The organism is Alcaligenes sp. EGD-AK7 (genome assembly GCF_000465875.3).
Lineage (GTDB): Bacteria > Pseudomonadota > Gammaproteobacteria > Burkholderiales > Burkholderiaceae_B > Alcaligenes > Alcaligenes phenolicus.
This window is the reverse complement of the sequence record NZ_AVOG02000056.1, coordinates 154,708-171,569: the sequence shown is the minus strand read 5'-3', so window position 1 is coordinate 171,569 and position 16,862 is coordinate 154,708. Positions and strand designations below refer to the sequence as shown.

The following is a 16,862-nucleotide window of genomic DNA, read 5'->3' as shown; positions in this document are numbered from 1 at the left end:
AGTTAAGCCTGCCGTTTAGCGGCACTGCTAAACACTAATCCGTTACGATCTTCTGCTTCCCTTTATTTATGTCTGCTTCTATTTCTGCCGCTACCGACCCTCGTTTGCAGCAAGCAATTACCTGGCTGAACACCCTGAAGTCCCGGTTTGGACTGGATCTGGACAGCCTGCAAACGGCCTCCAGCGACGCCAGCTTTCGCCGTTACTTTCGCCTGCAAGCCCAGGATCGAACCGTCATTTTGATGGATGCGCCTCCGGCCACGGAAGACTGCAAGCCCTTTGTGCACGTTACCGAACTGCTGGCACCGACGGGCATCCACGTGCCCGAAATCCTGGCAGCAGACACTGAACAAGGCTTTTTGCTGCTCAGCGATCTGGGTCAGGACAATTTTCAGACCGCGCTGAAAAACCCCATGCCGCAAAGCGAGCTGGACAAACTGTACCGCAGTACGCTGTTGACCTTGGTGAAATTGCAACAAGCCGACACCACGGGCTTGCCTCCCTACAACGAACAGCGTTTGCTGGAAGAGCTGCAGGTGTTCCCCGAGTGGTACATCCAAAAACATCGCCAGTTCGAACTGAGCGAAAAAGATCAGGAGATGTTGCGCAAAACCTTTGCCGAGCTGGTTCAGGCCAATGTGCAAAGCGCTACTGTACTCGTGCACCGGGATTTCCACAGCCCTAATTTGATGATGCCCCTGCCCGGCCAAAGCGAGCCCGGTGTTATCGACTACCAGGACGCCCTGGCTGGCCCCATCACCTATGACATTGCCTCCCTGGTGATGGACGCGCGTGTTACCTGGACGGAAGAGCAGCAACTGGACTGGGCAATTCGCTACTGGCAAGCCGCCATGGAAGCCGGCCTGGATGTGCCTGCCGACTTTGCCGTGTTCCACCAGCAATACGAATGGATGGGCCTGCAACGCAATCTGCGCATTCTGGGTGTGTTTGCCCGCCTCTCTCTGCGTGACGGCAAACATCATTATCTGGACCATATGCCCCGCCTGCTGGGCTATGTACATCAGGTGGCCAGCCGCTACGAGTGTTTTAACGGTTTGCTGCGCCTGCTGAACCGCCTGGAAGGTCGCCAAACTGTTTTGGGCATGACGGTCTGATGCGCGCCATGATTCTGGCGGCCGGTCGAGGCGAGCGCATGCGCCCCTTGACCGACACCTGCCCCAAACCCCTGATTCCAGCAGGTGGTCGGCCTCTCATCGTCTGGCACTTGCGCGCGCTGGCCAAAGCCGGCTTTCGAGAAGTCATCATCAACCACGCCTGGCTGGGTGAGCAGATTGAATCCACTCTGGGTGATGGCAGCCAATGGGGCCTGCGCCTGAGCTACTCGCCTGAATCATCTGCCCTGGAAACTGCCGGAGGCATTGCCAAGGCACTGGATTTTTTCCAGGGCCAGCCTTTCCTGTTAATGAATGGCGATATCTGGTCCGATTGGGATCCTGCCCAAGCCTTTGCCATGGCCGAACGTTTGCAAGCTGGCCGGGAGCAGGCCTGGTTGATCCTGACACCCAACCCGCCCCACCACCCCGAAGGCGACTTTGGCATGCAAGAAGGACAATTGCACCTATGTGCCAAAACCCTTGCGGGTGCCCGCAGCGCCACCTTGAGCGGCATAGGGGTCTACAAACCCGAACTCTTTGCCCATCTGCCTAAAGATCAGCCTGCCAAAGCCGCCCCCCTGCTGCATGCCGCCATCGAGCGCCGGCAGGTGCTGGGCAGTCTGCATGAAGGTTTCTGGATGGATGTCGGTACCCCCGAACGATTAGCCGAGTTAAACCAACACTTGGAATCGTTAGCACCCTCACAGTAAACTGATATTTTCCAGGCTAGCTGGCAGACGTTTCCAAGCACAACAAAGGGCAACAAAGCCAGCCATCCCGCCTCCGTAGCCCCAATGACGTCTATGCTAATGGGTTTTGTAATCGGGACTTGATTTGCTTTGAGTCCCTTGTCTGACAGGAACGTCTGTTCTCATGCTTGGTTCCTCCAAACGCACCGTATTCAAACCCACCGCCTACGGCTCCAGCCGTCGAAAACGCCGTATTCCACGCTGGTTTGTCCTGCTTTTGACAGGTATTGCCCTAGGTGCTGGTGGCCTGCTGTTCTTGCAAAAAAGCTATGGCCCTACGCGCCTGACCGTGGAGCAGTCGGAACAACTGCACTATGACCTCAACAGCGCCAATGCTGACAAGCAACGTCTGCAAGCTCAGTTGAACCAGACCAGTCGCGATCTTGAAGATGTCAGCCAGAAGGAAGACAAGCTGGGCAAACAGACCAGCGATCTGCAGGCCATGGTCACCAAGCTGGAAAAGGATATCGCGCTATTTGCCGATGCCATGCCTCCTGACCCGCGCGGCACCTCCCCTGGCATTCGCGCTGCCGAGTTCTCGGTTACGGACGGCCAACTGAACCACTTTGTGCTGCTAATGCAGGACAAGGGCAAGGACGCCGAATTCACCGGCACCATGGAGTTGGTTGCTGCTGGCCGCTACAGCAATGGTCGCAGCGGCAATGTGGACCTGCCCAGCCAGCCTGTCAGCGTAGGCCGTTACGCCTACATCAATGGCTCCGCAGAGCTGCCCGCCGGCTTTACACCCCGTCAGGTCACGATCCGCATCAAGCCGGATGGCGCGAACCGCGTCGTTGCCACGCGCACCATCTACGTGACGCCCTCCCGATAAGCGCTGACCTGTCACGCACAGGCTGATAGTCACAAGAAAGCCCTTCAGGATTTTGGCGATGAAGCCAAGGGCCTGAAGGGCTTTTTTTAGCCGACGATCCAGCCAGACTCTTAAGCCACGTGCTGCAAAAAGTCTTTCAAACGTTGGCTAGGTGGATTACTCAGCAACTCCGCAGGTGGGCCATCGTGTGCCACCCTGCCCTGATCAATAAAGATCAGGCGGCTCCCCACGCGACGCGCAAAATCCATCTCGTGTGTCACCACCACCATGGTCATGCCCTCTTCCGCCAGCAACTGCATGACCTTGAGCACTTCCTGACGCAATTCCGGGTCCAGTGCGGAGGTAGGCTCATCAAACAGCATCAGCTTGGGCTTGATCGCCAGAGCGCGAGCAATGGCGACCCGCTGCTGCTGACCACCGGACAGCTCGTTAGGATAATGATTCATACGCTCGGCCAGGCCGACCTTGGCCAGCAGCTCCGTCGCTTCCTCACGCGCCTGAGAGCGGCTGGTGCCACGCGTATGGATAGGCCCGAACATGACGTTTTCCAAAGCGCTCATCTGTGGAAACAGATTGAACTGCTGGAACACCATCCCTGCTTCCCGGCGCAAGTCGCGCACCTGAGCGGGCGTGCCATTGACGCTCAAACCATTGACCACGATATCGCCAGCCTGAATGTCTTCCAGCTTGTTGATGCAGCGCAGGAAGGTGGATTTTCCCGACCCGGACGGGCCAACCACCACAACCACTTCGCCTTTATCAATATTCAGACTGATATCGTCGAGCACGATATTGTCGCCAAAGCGCTTGGTTACCTTCTTGAACTCGACAATACTCATACAATCCTCATGCGGTGTTCAATAAACTTCAGAGTCAGGGCAATCAGGCTGGTCAGGATCAGGTAGATCACCGCCACCGCTCCCCAAATCTCCACCGAACGGAAGTTATTCGCAATAATTTCCTGGCCCTGACGAGTCAGCTCGGCAACCCCAATCACAATAAACAGCGAAGAATCCTTCAAGCTGATGATGCACTGATTACCCATGGCGGGAATCATGCGGCGAAACGCCACCGGTCCAATAATGTGGCGCAAGATCTTGTGAAATGGCAGGCCCATGGCCTCTCCGGCCTCTTTCAGGCCCTTGGGCACAGATTGCAAGGCACCACGCACAATCTCGGAAATATAAGCCCCGGAGTTGATCATCAAGGTGAAGATCGCCGCGGTCAGCCCGTCAATTCGGATACTGGCCAGCATGGGCAGCGCGAAGTAGATGAACATCACCTGCACCACGATAGGCGTGCCGCGGATGAACAGCACGTAAAGCTGGCACAGGAAAGAGAGTACATACAGCAGATAGCGTCTGAAAAAACCCAATAGCGACAGAGCGATCAGCGCCTGTATGGAGCTCCAGATCCAGGCTGGCACAAAGCTTAGCCAATTGCTCATCAGCCAGGACAGGCCCTTGAGCGCAAAGCCCAGTGCAAACACGCCCAACACGAACAAGGCGGCTCGGCGCCAGGTGACCGGTACCCGAATATAGGTGGTAATCACCCCGGTCAGAAAACCCAATATAGCGCCACCCACCAACCCCAAAAGGGTAATGAGCAGCGTCATTTTTGTACCTTCCAGAAGGCTGGGTAAAGCCCCCCAGATAGCGTCCCATTCAAAAGTCACAGTGCTACCTTTGTCTTTGAATAAACGCCCACAACAGAGCGTCAAAAAATAAAAGCGGTGATCCCGTTACGACACGCGATCACCGCTTGGCATGCGCTTGGCTTTACGCCTGTTTATTCAGGCTGTTTACCAAACCATTTCTGGTAGATTTTGTCGTAGGTGCCATCAGCACGAATATCTTTCAAAGCCTGGTTCACAACCGGCACCAATTCGCTGTCCTTGGGAAAGGCAATACCGTAGAAGTCGCCACTTTTCACGGCGCCAGTGACCTTCACACGATCTTTACCGCCGGTCTGGGCGTAGTACTGCACGTTAGGCGTATCGTGCACCACCGCGTCCACACGGCCTGTTGCCAGCTCCAGGAAGGCATTGTCGATATTGGGGAACAGCTTGAGCTTGGCAGTAGGTACCGAGCGCTGCATGAAGTCCACCGTGGCGGTACCGATCTTCACCGCCACAGTCTTGCCTTCCAGATCGGAGGCAGTCTTGATGGCCGAGTTATCGGTGTTGACCAGAATGGCCAGACCGCTTTCGTAGTAAGGATCGGAGAAATCGATCACTTGCTTGCGGTCATCACGAATGGTGATCCCGGCCAGCGCAGCATCCAGATTGCGAGTTTGCAGGCCCGGAATAATGCCGTTGAAGTCCATGGGCTGGAAGCGGTAATTCAGATTGGCCTTCTTGGCGACCGCATCCCACAGGTCGATGTCAAAACCGGTGTATTTACCGTTTTGCTTGAACTCAAAAGGCACAAACGCCGTATCGGTTGCGACCACCAGCTCTTTGCCTTGTTGTGCCAGAGCCTGCCCAGCGGGCAAAGCCAAAGCCAAGGCCAAACCGGCCATCAGGGTTTTCATTTTCTTATTGAACATCCGTTACTCCTCTGTAGGGACTGACCCAAAACCAGCCAGTTCGATGTTTTACCCAAGTCAGCGCAGGCTCATGACCTGCCCCAGCGTTGATCTATCCTACCCGAAGCAGCACAACTGTTTGTATTTAATAGTTTTAAAAAAAGAAAAACCTCGGGAAATCCCGAGGTTTTTTCATACAGCGAGTCGTATCAACACTCAAATTCAGAACGCAGGAACAATAGAACCTTTGTACTTGTCAGCGATGAATTTCTTCACGTCTTCGCTATGCAGAGCCTGGATCAGCTTGGCCACGCGTGGGTCATCCTTGGACTTGGCAGCTACAGCGATCAAGTTGGCGTAAGGGGAGTCTGCACCTTCGATAGCCAAAGCATCCTTGGTGGGGTTCAGACCGGCTTCCAGCGCGTAGTTGGTGTTGATCAGGGCGATATCCACATCAGCCAGAACGCGAGGCAAGGTAGCGGCTTCCAGCTCCTTGAACTTCAGCTTCTTGGGGTTCTGGTCCACATCACGCGAGGTTGCCAGAATGTTGGAGGGATCTTTCAGAGTCAGAACACCGGCTTTTTGCAGCAGCAGCAAGGCACGGGCACCGTTGGAAGGATCGTTAGGGATCGCCACCAACGCGCCTTCTTTCAGCTCATCCAGGCTCTTGATCTTGGTGGAGTAAGCACCGAAGGGCTCAACGTGAACCACAGCCACCGACACCAGATCGGTTTTGTGTTCTTTATTGAAGGTATCCAGGTAAGGTTTGTGCTGGAAGAAGTTGGCATCGATATGGCCGTCAGCCACTTGCTGGTTGGGCTGCACGTAATCGGTGAACACCTTGATATCCAGGTTCACACCTTCCTTGGCCAAAGCAGGCTTCACAAACTCCAGCAGCTCGGCATGCGGCACGGGGGTAGCAGCAACCGACAGGGTCTCGGCAGCTTGGGCCACGCTGGCCAGCAGAGCCGACACGGACAAGGCCAGAACGGGAACAAATTTCTTCAAAGACATGAGCGACTCCAGTTTCAGAAAGGCAAGACTATGACGATAGCTGCCAGGACTTATTTTCGGCTCAAGCGAGCCACCATGGCGTCTCCAAACACCTGCAGGAGTTGCACCAGCACCACCAGGATAGTCACGGTCACCACCATGACATCCGTTTGATATCGTTGATAACCAAAGCGCAAGGCCAGGTCACCCAGGCCACCGCCGCCGATCACACCGGACATGGCCGAATACCCCACCAGGGCAATGGCGGTCACAATCAGGGCCGCCACAATGCCGGTCGTCGCCTCAGGCAGCAAAGCCAGCAAAACGGTCTGACGGGAGTTCGCTCCCATGGCACGGCAGGCCTCATTCACACCGGGGTCCAGTTCACGCAGGACGTTTTCCACCAAACGGGCAAAAAACGGCGCGGCGCTCAGGACCAAGGGTGGAATAGCGCCCTGCACCCCCAACGACGTACCGGCCAGAATGCGTGTCAAAGGAATAATGACGATCAGGAGAATCAGGAACGGCACGGACCGCAAAATATTCACGATCAAGGACAAGCTCTGGTAGATCCAGGCATTGTCCAGCATCTGCTTGCGGCTGGTCAGAAACAGCAGCACGCCTAATGGCAAACCAATAATTGCGGTAAAGCCCAGCGAAATACCCGTCATCAACAAGGTATCAATCGTGGCTTCACCAATCAGCGCCCAATCCAGGTTGCTAAAGTTCATGGTCGCAATACCTCAAATTGGACATTCAATTCAGTCAGCAAGGCATCCAGCCCTGCTTTAGCCTGCGCATCCCCTTGCACGGCCACCACCAGTTGTCCGTAAGGCTCGGTTTTGATGCGGCCAATGGCTCCCTGCAAGATGCTGACATTCAGCCCCAGCTGGCTGGTAATGCGGCTGATCAAAGGCTCCGTTGTCGCCACACCGCGCACGCTCAAGCGCATGACACTACCGGGCACACCTTCTGCCAAGGCATGCCAGTCGTCAGCGTTCACGCCGCTTTCACTGAGCAAGGACTGCGTAGTGGGATGATGCGGGTGCAGGAACACATCCAGCACTTCACCACACTCCACGATCTTGCCGGCATCAATCACGGCAACCCGATCACAGACTGAGCGAATGACATCCATGCCGTGCGTAATCAGGACAATCGTCAGCCCCAGTTCCTGATTGATCTCGCGCAGCAAACGCAAGATCGACTGGGTGGTTTCCGGATCCAGCGCCGAGGTCGCTTCGTCGCACAGCAAAAGCTGTGGCCGATTGGCCAGGGCACGGGCAATACCGACGCGCTGCTGCTGTCCGCCCGATAACTGACGGGGATACTTATTGGCATGGTCCTTCAAGCCCACCAGCTCCAGCACTTCCAGAGCACGAGCGTGACGTTGGGCGCGATCCACCCCTGCCAGGCGCAGAGGAAAACAGACATTATCCAGAACCGTGCGGGAATGGAGCAGATTGAAATGCTGGAACACCATACCCACGCCCTGTCGGAACGCGCGCAACTGCGCACCCGAAAAGCGTGTGATGTCCTGATCCTGTACCCAGACCTGACCTGAACTGGGTTGCTCAAGCAGATTGAGCATGCGGATCAGCGTACTTTTCCCAGCACCCGAGCGACCAATAATACCGAAGACCTCTCCTTGGTGAATCTGCAAGGAAACGTCGTTCAAAGCATGAACGGTCTTGCCTGCCAGGGAATAGGTTTTTGAGATGTGTTCAAGACGAATCAAGATGAACTCAGCCTAGTTAGTCAGTCGAGTTATAAAAGCCTGAGCTGTAAGCGAAATTTACCATAAAGCAAATTTGACTATGACCAGATAGATATAACCCAAGGAAATATTGAAACCATACTGAGGGCTGCACTGTATAGCAAGATTTCCGACCGGCCAATGCGCGGATGTGACCTTGGCTGTGCAAGGCAAGCGCCCAAAGAAAAAGGCCGCTAAGAGCGGCCTTGTTTCTACGTTTCAGTTTAGTGGTGGGTCGTGCGCGACTCGAACGCGCGACCAACGGATTAAAAGTCCGCTGCTCTACCGACTGAGCTAACGACCCCCGACTGAAAGATGAAATTATGGCCTGATTCGAAGGAGTCGTCAAGCACTAAATGCAAAATAATTGGAAAAAAGGCGTTTTTCTTTAAAAAACCTGAAAACAGCGTCTTGCTAAGGCCCCGCCCCTGCCCTTTTCCCTGTTTCAGAAACAAAATCGGAACATCTATCCAGGAGCATTTACTGCTGAAAATAGAAAATGCCTCCCGAGACTGAGGTCAGACCCCAATGCCGGGAGGCATTCAAAGACGATCAGGCTCGTCTAGCACTTAACGGGCACGAGAAATACGAACCTCGGCACCACGGCGTTTGACCTCAAGCCCTTCGGACGGCAGGATCTTCAATCCTTCCAGACCCTTGATGTAGCTGGAACCCTGCATCTGCATGACGCGAATCTTGTTGCGCATCACAACCGGGCTGTGCTCGGGCATGCCAAACATCCAGACCTCATCCAGCAAACGAGCCGAGTTGAACTCGGATGTATGCTTGACCACCGGTCCCAGACACAGCATATGGCCTTCGCGGCCAAAGACCGGCAAGCGATCCAGACCCACAGTCATTTTCAGGATGGTGCCACCTTCATAGCGCCAGCCCGTGCTCAGATCCCACCAGGCATCGCCTTCAGGCAGATAGACCTCGATATCCTGGCCGGGCTGCAAGACAGGAGCCACCAGCAAGGCAGGACCCAACAAATACTGGGTATCCCACAAGCGAGCCTGGGCATCTGCCGGGAAGCTTTGAGCCATGGAACGCTGTACCGGCAAGCCAGTACGCACGGCGTCTTCAATAATGCCCAATACATAAGGCACCAGACGGAAACGCCACTCCAGCCAATGAGCAACCTGAGCCTGGGTTTCTTCATCAAACGCATCAGGACGCAAGGCAGGAATACCTTGCAGACTGAAGTTTGCCGAGAAAACCGACATGGCCAACCAACGCAGATACAACTCTGGCGTCATTTCGCTAGTCGATGCAGCCGCATTGCCCCAGCCATGAATCTGGATAGGCACGCCGCTATTACCGGTAGCCAAGGCGGACTTCAAGGATTCAGTCAGACCTGCCCAGGTATTTTCCACCTGCGGGCCCAACTGCCAGGCAAAGCGCTGGGAAGATGGGCTCAGGTCGCGGCTGGCAACCACGCCTTCTTGCGGTGTCTTGTGACCGGCAACAGCATCAAACAGGGCCTGACGTGCCAGCACAGGGTAAATTGCACGCAACAGGGCGCCAGACTCGCCACCACGGCTGGTGATGGCATCCGGAATATCAAAGCGGGCATTGCACAGCACGGCACCCAGACCATCGTCGACCATCTGACGCTGGCGCTCGGTCCACATGCGGAACACGTCTTTGTGGGTCAGGTCCAGCAAACCGTAGTCGCGTCCACCGCTTAGCTCGTCGCCAGGGAAGACATAGGCGCAGCCGTCGTCATCATTGATAAGCAACCAACCGCGATCTTCCCACTCTTCGAACAAGCTGGTGCCCGCCAGTACGCAAGGACGAGTCCAGGCGGCCAGCTGCAACTGATCATTCTGCAAGGCAGAGAAAGCGTCGCGAGGGTCAGCCATGCGGGCGGCATCCCACTCCAGCGTAGGCTTGTCCTGCTGAAAATCGTAAGGCTCCGGTGGCGGCAAGACGGCCACATCCAGCGCAATGCCCTGCTCGCGGCACTGATTGGCCAGCTCACGCAAGGACGTTACATCCTGCGCCTGAGCGCCATCCAGCCACAAGCCCATAGGCGTGACACCGGGCTGACCAGCACGGCCCGTCAAGGCGGAGTACTGGTTGATAATTTCGCTGGGATCACCCAGGAACAGGAAGAAATCCAGGTCGGCAGCGTGTACACGAGCGCGGTACGCATCCAGGTCTTGCTGACCCAGATCATGTTCAACCCGCTCGAAGGTATTGATGTATAAACCCCAGCCTTGGGTGCTCCAGAGCAAAGGCAGGCTGCGGTCGTCCGGACGATCGGTATCAACCGTTTCCTCGCGGCGGTCCAGTTCGCCCAGGGTTTCGCCCAAACCATACAGGGCGTCTTCCTCGGCCAGGGCCAGAACCAGCTGCCAGCAACTGTTGGGCTCTTGCTCGAGCATCAATGGCTGATCGCCACTGCTCAAGAGCAGTTGCTCGCCACGCCGGACCTCAAAGCGCCACGGATTGGCCTGAATGTGCAGGGCAAGCTCGCCCTGCTCAATCCGCCAGCCCGAATCGGCTGCTTCCAGTTGAAATTCGCTGACCGCCTCATGGCGGGCCAGCAGCATATCGCCCAAAGCTTTGGCACGGGTACTGAGCTTTTCATTATCGAGCCGGGTAGCCGGCATACAGCGGAAACGAAAAACACCCGGCGCATGAGCTTCGATGCGCAGCGCAAAATCGGTTTCGACAAAAGCGAAATCGGCCTGGGCCGGTTTCGTCGTCAACAAACTCAGATGATTAAACAATTGTGTCACGTCGTCAGAGTGGAGCGAACGGCACGATGCTGATCGCAGGGTCACGCTCAAGATTACTTAACAAGGCCACTATTTTGACGTATTTGCGCTACAAAGGAAAATGTTGCTTCACATTTCGCCGAAATAATTCGAAAAAAGGGCCTTAGCGAGGTATTAAGGCTTGCTCCAAACGCCGCTCCAAAGGAATGGGTTCCTCCAGACAATAAGCGGCAAACAAACTGGCTGCCAGCAGGCTCCAACTCAAACCACGTGAGCCGTAAGCCGCAGCCATAAACAAACCGGGCAGGCCCGGCACAAAACCCATCACGGGCAAATGATCACTTAAAGCACAGCGCCAACCGGCCCATCCTTGTGCAGGTGTTGCCACCGTCACAGCGGGATTGGCCAGCATGACAGAAACTTTTTCTATATTTTGCTGATGGCCCTGGCGGCTGACCTGGGCAGATTCACCAAAACGTTCGTAGGTGCTGCCGATAACTTGCCCCTGCGGGTCTACAGGCAGGATATAGCCCTGACCACTTAAAGTCACTTCACCACGAGTCAAAGCCTGGTCGGCAGGCAAGTATGTCACCTGCCCGGCCAGACGTTGCATGGCCGCCAACCGTGGTAGAGGATGCTGGGCCAAGAACTCGTCGGGCAGCAAACTCAGGCTTTGGGCTGCCGCGGCTATCACTACACGATTGCTGCTTTCCAGGCGCTCCCCCTGCTGATTGCAGATATCCCACACCCCCGGCTCCTGGCCGGCTCGCAAGGACACCTGCTCTGGCAGACATTGAATCAAGGGGTGATCCAGCAGATGAGCCACCAGTGCACCGGGATTCACCACCATGCCTTGCGGAAAATACAGGCCACCGCCTTGCAGCGGCACCCCAGCCAAGGCCGAGCCCTGCTCACGATCCAGCCATTGCACCCAATCCTGGTCCAAGGCCAAACGCTCCAGCGCCTGCTGAATTTCGGCATCACTATTGCCCGCCTGGCCAAACACCAAGGTTCCGACTCGACGCGGGCGAGCCGCTTCCGGCAAGTCTTTCCAGCCCTGCCAGGCATGCAGAACAGCATTACGGCTCAAGCGGGCCAAGGGGGCATCATCCAGGGCGAACACGGGGGAGATGGCAGCCAGACGGTGACCTTGATGCGTCGCATCCAGGCCCTGGCTCAGTGCCGGATCACAAACCAGAACGGGCACACCTTTGCGGGCCAACTCCCAGGCACAGGTCGCCCCCGCCAAACCGGCACCAATCACTACCGCCCGCCCTTGCTGTGGTGGCAAATTGCTGCGTCGTCCCAGGTGGGGACGCAAGCGAGCGCGAATGGTGCACCACTTCCCCCCGGCACCGGGGACTTTTTCCACTTCAAAACCTACCGAGGCCAGATCACGTCGCACCTGCCCGGCACAGCACCAGGAAGCCGCTGTCGCCCCCGGCGCAGCCAGACGCACCAGTTGCCCCAGGACCGACCGCGACCACATGGAAGGATTGCCACGGGGCGCAAAGCCATCCAGGTAAAACGCGTCCGCATGGCAGTGCAACTCGCGCATCATGGTTTCGGCTTGCCCAAAGGCCAAGGTCAGTGTGACTTGTCCCCTATCCAGCTCCAGCCTGTGTATGCCCGGCACCAGTATGGGCCAGGCTGCCAGCAGTTCCTGGGCTTGGGTCTGCAACTCCTCGGGCAAGCGGGCGTACAGAATCGCCAAATCTGAATGGCGGAAAGGATGAGCCTCAACCGACACGAAATGCAGCCGCTGGCTGCGCTCCGGGTCCTGACGCCAGGCCTGCCAGGTAGCCAGAAAGCTGGCCCCCAGTCCAAAGCCGGTTTCACAAATCGTAAATTGGGATCGCCCCCGCCAACGCTCGGGCAGACCATTACCGTGCAGAAACACCCGTCGTGCCTGCCCCAAAGGGCCATCTGCCGGGTGATAGCTATCCTGATACACCGCGCTGACAGGCACGCCACGCTCATTGAATTCCAGAACGGCCGGGACCAGGGGCTCAAACGCAGAGGCAGCCATTAATTTTCCTGCCCATAACAACACTCACACACGCTCTAACCCCTTAAACTGGCCTTAATCAAACTGACACCAACAAACACGTACAATGAAAAGTCTCAGCTTCAGACTTTTCTTTTTTAAAACCGGATTGCCATGCCATTGTCACGTTTACCGCTCAGCGCCTGCCTGGACGCTGCTGTTACCGCAGCCCATGCCGCCGCCGCTATTTTACAAGCCTATGCGTCGGACCGTAGCTCTCTGGTGATCAGCAACAAAATGCACAACGATCTGGTGTCGCAAGCCGATCATGAAGCCGAGCAGGCCTGCATCAGTGTGCTGATGGAGCGCACCCCGGACATTGATATCGTGGCCGAGGAAAGCGGCGGTGTGAATACAGGCCGTCCCACCTGGTATATCGACCCGCTGGATGGCACGACCAACTTCCTGCACGGCATTCCTCACTATGCCGTCTCAGTTGCCCTGATTGCCCCGGCCGGCACGCAAATGGATAACGGCGTTCTGACCCAGGACACGCCGGTCATTGCCGTGGTCTACGACCCCAATCGCGAAGAGCTGTTTACCGCCATGTACGGTGTGGGCGCCTGGTTGAATGGCAGCCGTATTCAGACATCCTCATCGAAAAAACTGGCGGACTCGGTATTGGCCACAGGCTTTCCCTTCCGCGACTTCTCTTTTTCCGACCAATACATGCCCAGCCTGAACGCCTCCATTACAGGCAGCCGTGGTGTGCGCCGCATGGGTGCCGCCGCGCTGGATCTGGCCTGGGTGGCTTGTGGGCGTTACGACGGTTACTGGGAAATGGGCCTGGCCCCTTGGGACGTTGCCGCTGGCACCTTGCTGGTGCGTGAAGCCAAGGGTGTGTGTCAGGACCTGTATCAGGAAGAGCCCTGGCCCGTCAGCGGTCACGTCTACGCAGGCAATGCCCACATTGCCGATGAGTTGCTGGGCATGGTGCGTCCGTCGCTGACACAGCGTCCGACCAAACCCAAGCCTTAACGCCTTATTCGGGGCCAGTTGCCAAACCTCCTGCTCTGATCTTCATCGCCCGATAAAAAAGCGAGCCATTTAAAAACGGCTCGCTTTTTTCATACAGATCAGGTTGCAGGCCAGGTTTAGCGATTTGCTGAGTAATCGTCCCGTCCTCCAAACCTCCAAATCAAGCCTGCGCTTCAGGCTTGGCTTGCTCATCCCGCAGGACGCGGCGCAAGATCTTGCCCACATTGCTTTTGGGCAGCTCATCACGGAACTCAATAATGCGGGGACGCTTGTACGCCGTCAGACGCTCTTTGCACCATTGCTTGATATCGGCTTCAGTCAAGGACGGATTACGTTTGACCACGAACAGCTTGATGCTTTCACCACTGTGCTCGCTGGGCACCCCCACCGCCGCCACTTCCAGCACATCAGGATGCGCCGCCACTACGTCTTCAATTTCATTGGGATAAACGTTGAAGCCCGACACCAGAATCATGTCTTTCTTGCGATCCACTAGACGAATACGTCCCTGCTGATCCATGACACCGATATCACCCGTCTTCAAGAAACCATTAGGCGTAAAGACATTGGCGGTTTCCTCCGGCTGGTTCCAGTAAGCCGACATAACCTGCGGCCCTTTGACGGCCAGCTCGCCTTGTTCGCCCATGGCAACCGGTTGCCCCTGTTCATCCAGCAAGAGCACATCGGTTGAAGGCAAGGGAAATCCAATCGTGCCACTGTAATCGCGTGAATCCGTCGAGTTCACCGCCACCACCGGGGAGGTTTCCGACAGACCATAGCCTTCAATCAAAGGGCAGCCCGTCACAGCCAGCCAACGCTCGGCCACGGCTTTTTGCAAGGCGGCACCACCGGCCAGACACAGTTTGAGCTGCGCAAACGGCAAGGTACGGAATTTTTCGTGATTCGCCAGCGCATTGAACAAGGTATTCACCGCTGGAACAACTTCAGGCGGATTGCGTTTCCAGGCCTTGTAAACCGAATTGAGATCGCGCGGATTCATCACCAGCACCATATGCATACCTGCATACATGGCAAACAGACCGCAAACCGTCAGCGCAAAGATGTGATACAGCGGCAAGGCCACCATCATGGTGTAAGCCGGACCTTTAAAGTCGCCCAAAGCGGGAAAGCCCACGGCCTCCACCTGCAAGACGTTTGCCATCAAATTGCGCTGGCTCAACATGGCGCCTTTAGGGCGGCCCGTTGTACCGCCCGTGTATTGCAACAGCGCCAGATCATCCGGTTTGGCGGGCTGACGGCTCAGGCTCAATTTGCTGCCCTGCTCCAGCACGGCCTTCAGACTGTGCGAACCCGGCAAAGAATAAGACGGCACCATGCGTTTCAAATAACGCACGGCGAAATTCACCACGCTGCCCTTGAGCCCCATCAGATCACCCACGGTACTCAACACCACGTGGGCAGGCTTCACATTGTCAGGAACTTGCTGCAGCACATGCGCAAAGGTTTCCAGAATCACAATGACCTGAGCCTGGCTATCGGCCAGTTGGAACTCCAGTTCGCGTTCGGTGTATTGCGGGTTGGTATTGACGCCCACCATGCCCGCCCGCATGGTGCCCAGCAAGCAAATCAGGAAGGGCAAACCATTGGGCAGCATCAACATCACACGGCTGCCACGCTCCAGCCCCTGTGCCTGTAACCAAGCCGCGAAGGCATCCGCGCTGCGGTCCAGATGTTCATAGGAAATGTCATGCCCCATAAAGGTCAGCGCAGTCCTGTCCTTATGCTTTTTCATGGCGGCATCCAGACAATCGATCAAGGTCTGCTCGGCGCCTAACTGAATCTCATGGGGCACGGAGGCCGGATAATGCTCGAGCCAAGGTTTTTGCTGAGTATCCAAGGGCTTGTCACCTAATACGTGTTTATTTATGGTTAACTCTACTCTACTTTATTGTTCAAACCCAAGGACAAGCCCGCATCATGAAGCTGTTTGAACCCATTTCCGCCTGGTCGCATGAAATTGCGGCTATCCGGCGCGATCTCCACACCTACCCCGAACTGGCTTTCGAGGAAACCCGGACGGCCGATCAAGTCGCGTCCTGGCTGGAGAAATGGGATATTCCGGTACATCGTGGCCTGGGCGTGACAGGCGTTGTCGGTATCCTGAAGGGTACGGGCGGCGAAGGTCCATCCGTGGGGCTGCGCGCCGATATGGACGCCCTGCCCATGCAGGAGCTGAACGAGTTCGAACACAAAAGCCGTCACGACGGCAAGATGCATGCCTGTGGACACGATGGACATACCGCCATGCTGCTGGGTGCAGCGCGCTACCTGTCCGAGCACCGTGATTTTGCGGGCACCATCTATCTGATTTTTCAGCCTGCCGAAGAAGGTTTTGGCGGCGCACGCGAAATGATCAAGGATGGCTTGTTCACGCTGTTCCCCATGCAAGCTGTTTTTGGCCTGCATAACTGGCCCGGCATGCCTGCCGGCACCTTCGGGGTTTTGCCAGGCGGCATGATGGCCTCCAGCAATACCTTTGAAATTCGCATTGAAGGCAAAGGCGCCCATGGAGGCATGCCCCATCTGGGCGTGGACCCCATCATGGCGGCCGTGCAACTGGCGCAAAGTCTGCAAACCATTGTCAGCCGCAATGTGGACCCCCTCGAACCCGTGGTGCTGAGCATTACCCAGATTCATGCCGGCTCTGCCGATAACGTTATTCCCAACGAAGCCGTCATGCGCGGCACGGTACGCACCTTCTCCACCGAAGCCCTGGACCTGGTCGAGACCCGCATGCGCGAACTTTGCGAGCAAAGCTGTGCCGCCCAGGGTTGCAAGGCCGAGTTCGACTTTGACCGCCGCTACCCTCCCACCATCAATAATCCCGAGCAAGCGGCCTTTTGCGCACAAGTCATCAAGGAGCTGGTTGGCCCCGACAAGCTGCTTCAGGACATCCGCCCTTCCATGGGCGCCGAAGATTTCTCCTTCATGTTGCAAGAAGTCCCCGGCTGCTATGTCTGGCTAGGCAATGGCGATGGCGACCACCGCAGCCAGGGCCACGGCATGGGTCCGTGCATGCTGCACAACGGCAGCTACGACTTCAACGACGCCCTGATTCCTATTGGTGCCAGCTATTGGGCCAAATTGGCTCTGGACTGGCTGGCACAACACCGTTGATG

At 56.4% G+C, this 16,862-nt stretch carries 14 protein-coding genes and 1 tRNA gene; 5 read left to right on the top strand and 10 right to left on the bottom strand.

What is annotated here, in order from left to right; translation table 11 throughout:
* Positions 1–68 precede the first annotated feature (68 nt).
* From N879_RS16465 to N879_RS16455, 3 genes are all read left to right on the top strand, one after another.
* Entirely contained in the window at positions 69–1,115 is a 1,047-nt protein-coding gene (locus tag N879_RS16465) for an aminoglycoside phosphotransferase family protein (RefSeq protein ID WP_009454992.1), read from the top strand.
* On the top strand, positions 1,115–1,825 hold the full coding sequence (murU, locus tag N879_RS16460) for an N-acetylmuramate alpha-1-phosphate uridylyltransferase MurU (protein ID WP_022983465.1): 711 nt from the start codon (positions 1,115–1,117) through the stop codon (positions 1,823–1,825). The genes N879_RS16465 and murU overlap by 1 nt, the downstream gene beginning before the upstream one ends.
* A 163-nt stretch (positions 1,826–1,988) precedes the next feature.
* The gene (locus N879_RS16455) at positions 1,989–2,696 is read left to right on the top strand and encodes a hypothetical protein (protein WP_009454993.1); all 708 of its coding nucleotides are present in this window, start codon (positions 1,989–1,991) and stop codon (positions 2,694–2,696) included.
* A 110-nt stretch (positions 2,697–2,806) separates the two neighbouring features.
* On the opposite strand, the gene glnQ is transcribed toward N879_RS16455, so the two are convergent.
* From glnQ to mnmC, 9 genes are all read right to left on the bottom strand, one after another.
* The gene (glnQ, locus tag N879_RS16450) at positions 2,807–3,535 is read right to left on the bottom strand and encodes a glutamine ABC transporter ATP-binding protein GlnQ (protein ID WP_009454997.1); all 729 of its coding nucleotides are present in this window, start codon (positions 3,533–3,535) and stop codon (positions 2,807–2,809) included.
* Positions 3,532–4,311: an ABC transporter permease subunit gene (locus tag N879_RS16445; protein WP_022983464.1), complete on the bottom strand. Its 780-nt coding sequence runs from the start codon at positions 4,309–4,311 to the stop codon at positions 3,532–3,534. Before N879_RS16445 ends, glnQ begins: the two co-directional genes overlap by 4 nt.
* A gap of 173 nt (positions 4,312–4,484) precedes the next feature.
* On the bottom strand, positions 4,485–5,216 hold the full coding sequence (gene glnH / locus N879_RS16440) for a glutamine ABC transporter substrate-binding protein GlnH (protein WP_373568170.1): 732 nt from the start codon (positions 5,214–5,216) through the stop codon (positions 4,485–4,487).
* A 228-nt stretch (positions 5,217–5,444) separates the two neighbouring features.
* On the bottom strand, positions 5,445–6,236 hold the full coding sequence (locus tag N879_RS16435) for a MetQ/NlpA family ABC transporter substrate-binding protein (protein ID WP_009455007.1): 792 nt from the start codon (positions 6,234–6,236) through the stop codon (positions 5,445–5,447).
* A 50-nt stretch (positions 6,237–6,286) separates the two neighbouring features.
* Positions 6,287–6,946, bottom strand: a complete 660-nt coding sequence (locus N879_RS16430; RefSeq protein WP_022983463.1) for a methionine ABC transporter permease — start codon at positions 6,944–6,946, stop codon at positions 6,287–6,289.
* Positions 6,943–7,953: a methionine ABC transporter ATP-binding protein gene (locus N879_RS16425; protein WP_009455014.1), complete on the bottom strand. Its 1,011-nt coding sequence runs from the start codon at positions 7,951–7,953 to the stop codon at positions 6,943–6,945. Before N879_RS16425 ends, N879_RS16430 begins: the two co-directional genes overlap by 4 nt.
* Before the next feature lie 246 nt (positions 7,954–8,199).
* Positions 8,200–8,275 (bottom strand) — tRNA-Lys (locus tag N879_RS16420).
* A 265-nt stretch (positions 8,276–8,540) separates the two neighbouring features.
* A complete protein-coding gene (locus N879_RS16415) occupies positions 8,541–10,709 on the bottom strand; it encodes a glycoside hydrolase family 31 protein (protein WP_009455016.1) in 2,169 nt (722 codons plus the stop codon).
* A 151-nt stretch (positions 10,710–10,860) separates the two neighbouring features.
* Complete coding sequence (gene mnmC / locus N879_RS16410; protein ID WP_022983461.1) at positions 10,861–12,726, bottom strand: FAD-dependent 5-carboxymethylaminomethyl-2-thiouridine(34) oxidoreductase MnmC; 1,866 nt, start codon at positions 12,724–12,726, stop codon at positions 10,861–10,863.
* 132 nt (positions 12,727–12,858) lie between these two features.
* On the opposite strand from mnmC, the gene N879_RS16405 reads away from it, so the two are divergent.
* Positions 12,859–13,722 carry an inositol monophosphatase family protein gene (locus tag N879_RS16405; protein ID WP_009455018.1) on the top strand — a complete coding sequence of 288 codons (864 nt, stop codon included), beginning with the start codon at positions 12,859–12,861 and terminating at the stop codon, positions 13,720–13,722.
* 160 nt (positions 13,723–13,882) lie between these two features.
* On the opposite strand, the gene N879_RS16400 is transcribed toward N879_RS16405, so the two are convergent.
* On the bottom strand, positions 13,883–15,580 hold the full coding sequence (locus N879_RS16400; protein WP_009455026.1) for a long-chain-fatty-acid--CoA ligase: 1,698 nt from the start codon (positions 15,578–15,580) through the stop codon (positions 13,883–13,885).
* 80 nt (positions 15,581–15,660) lie between these two features.
* Here N879_RS16400 and N879_RS16395 point away from each other — a divergent pair, with 80 nt between their 5' ends.
* The gene (locus tag N879_RS16395; RefSeq protein ID WP_009455028.1) at positions 15,661–16,860 is read left to right on the top strand and encodes a M20 aminoacylase family protein; all 1,200 of its coding nucleotides are present in this window, start codon (positions 15,661–15,663) and stop codon (positions 16,858–16,860) included.
* Positions 16,861–16,862 lie beyond the last annotated feature (2 nt).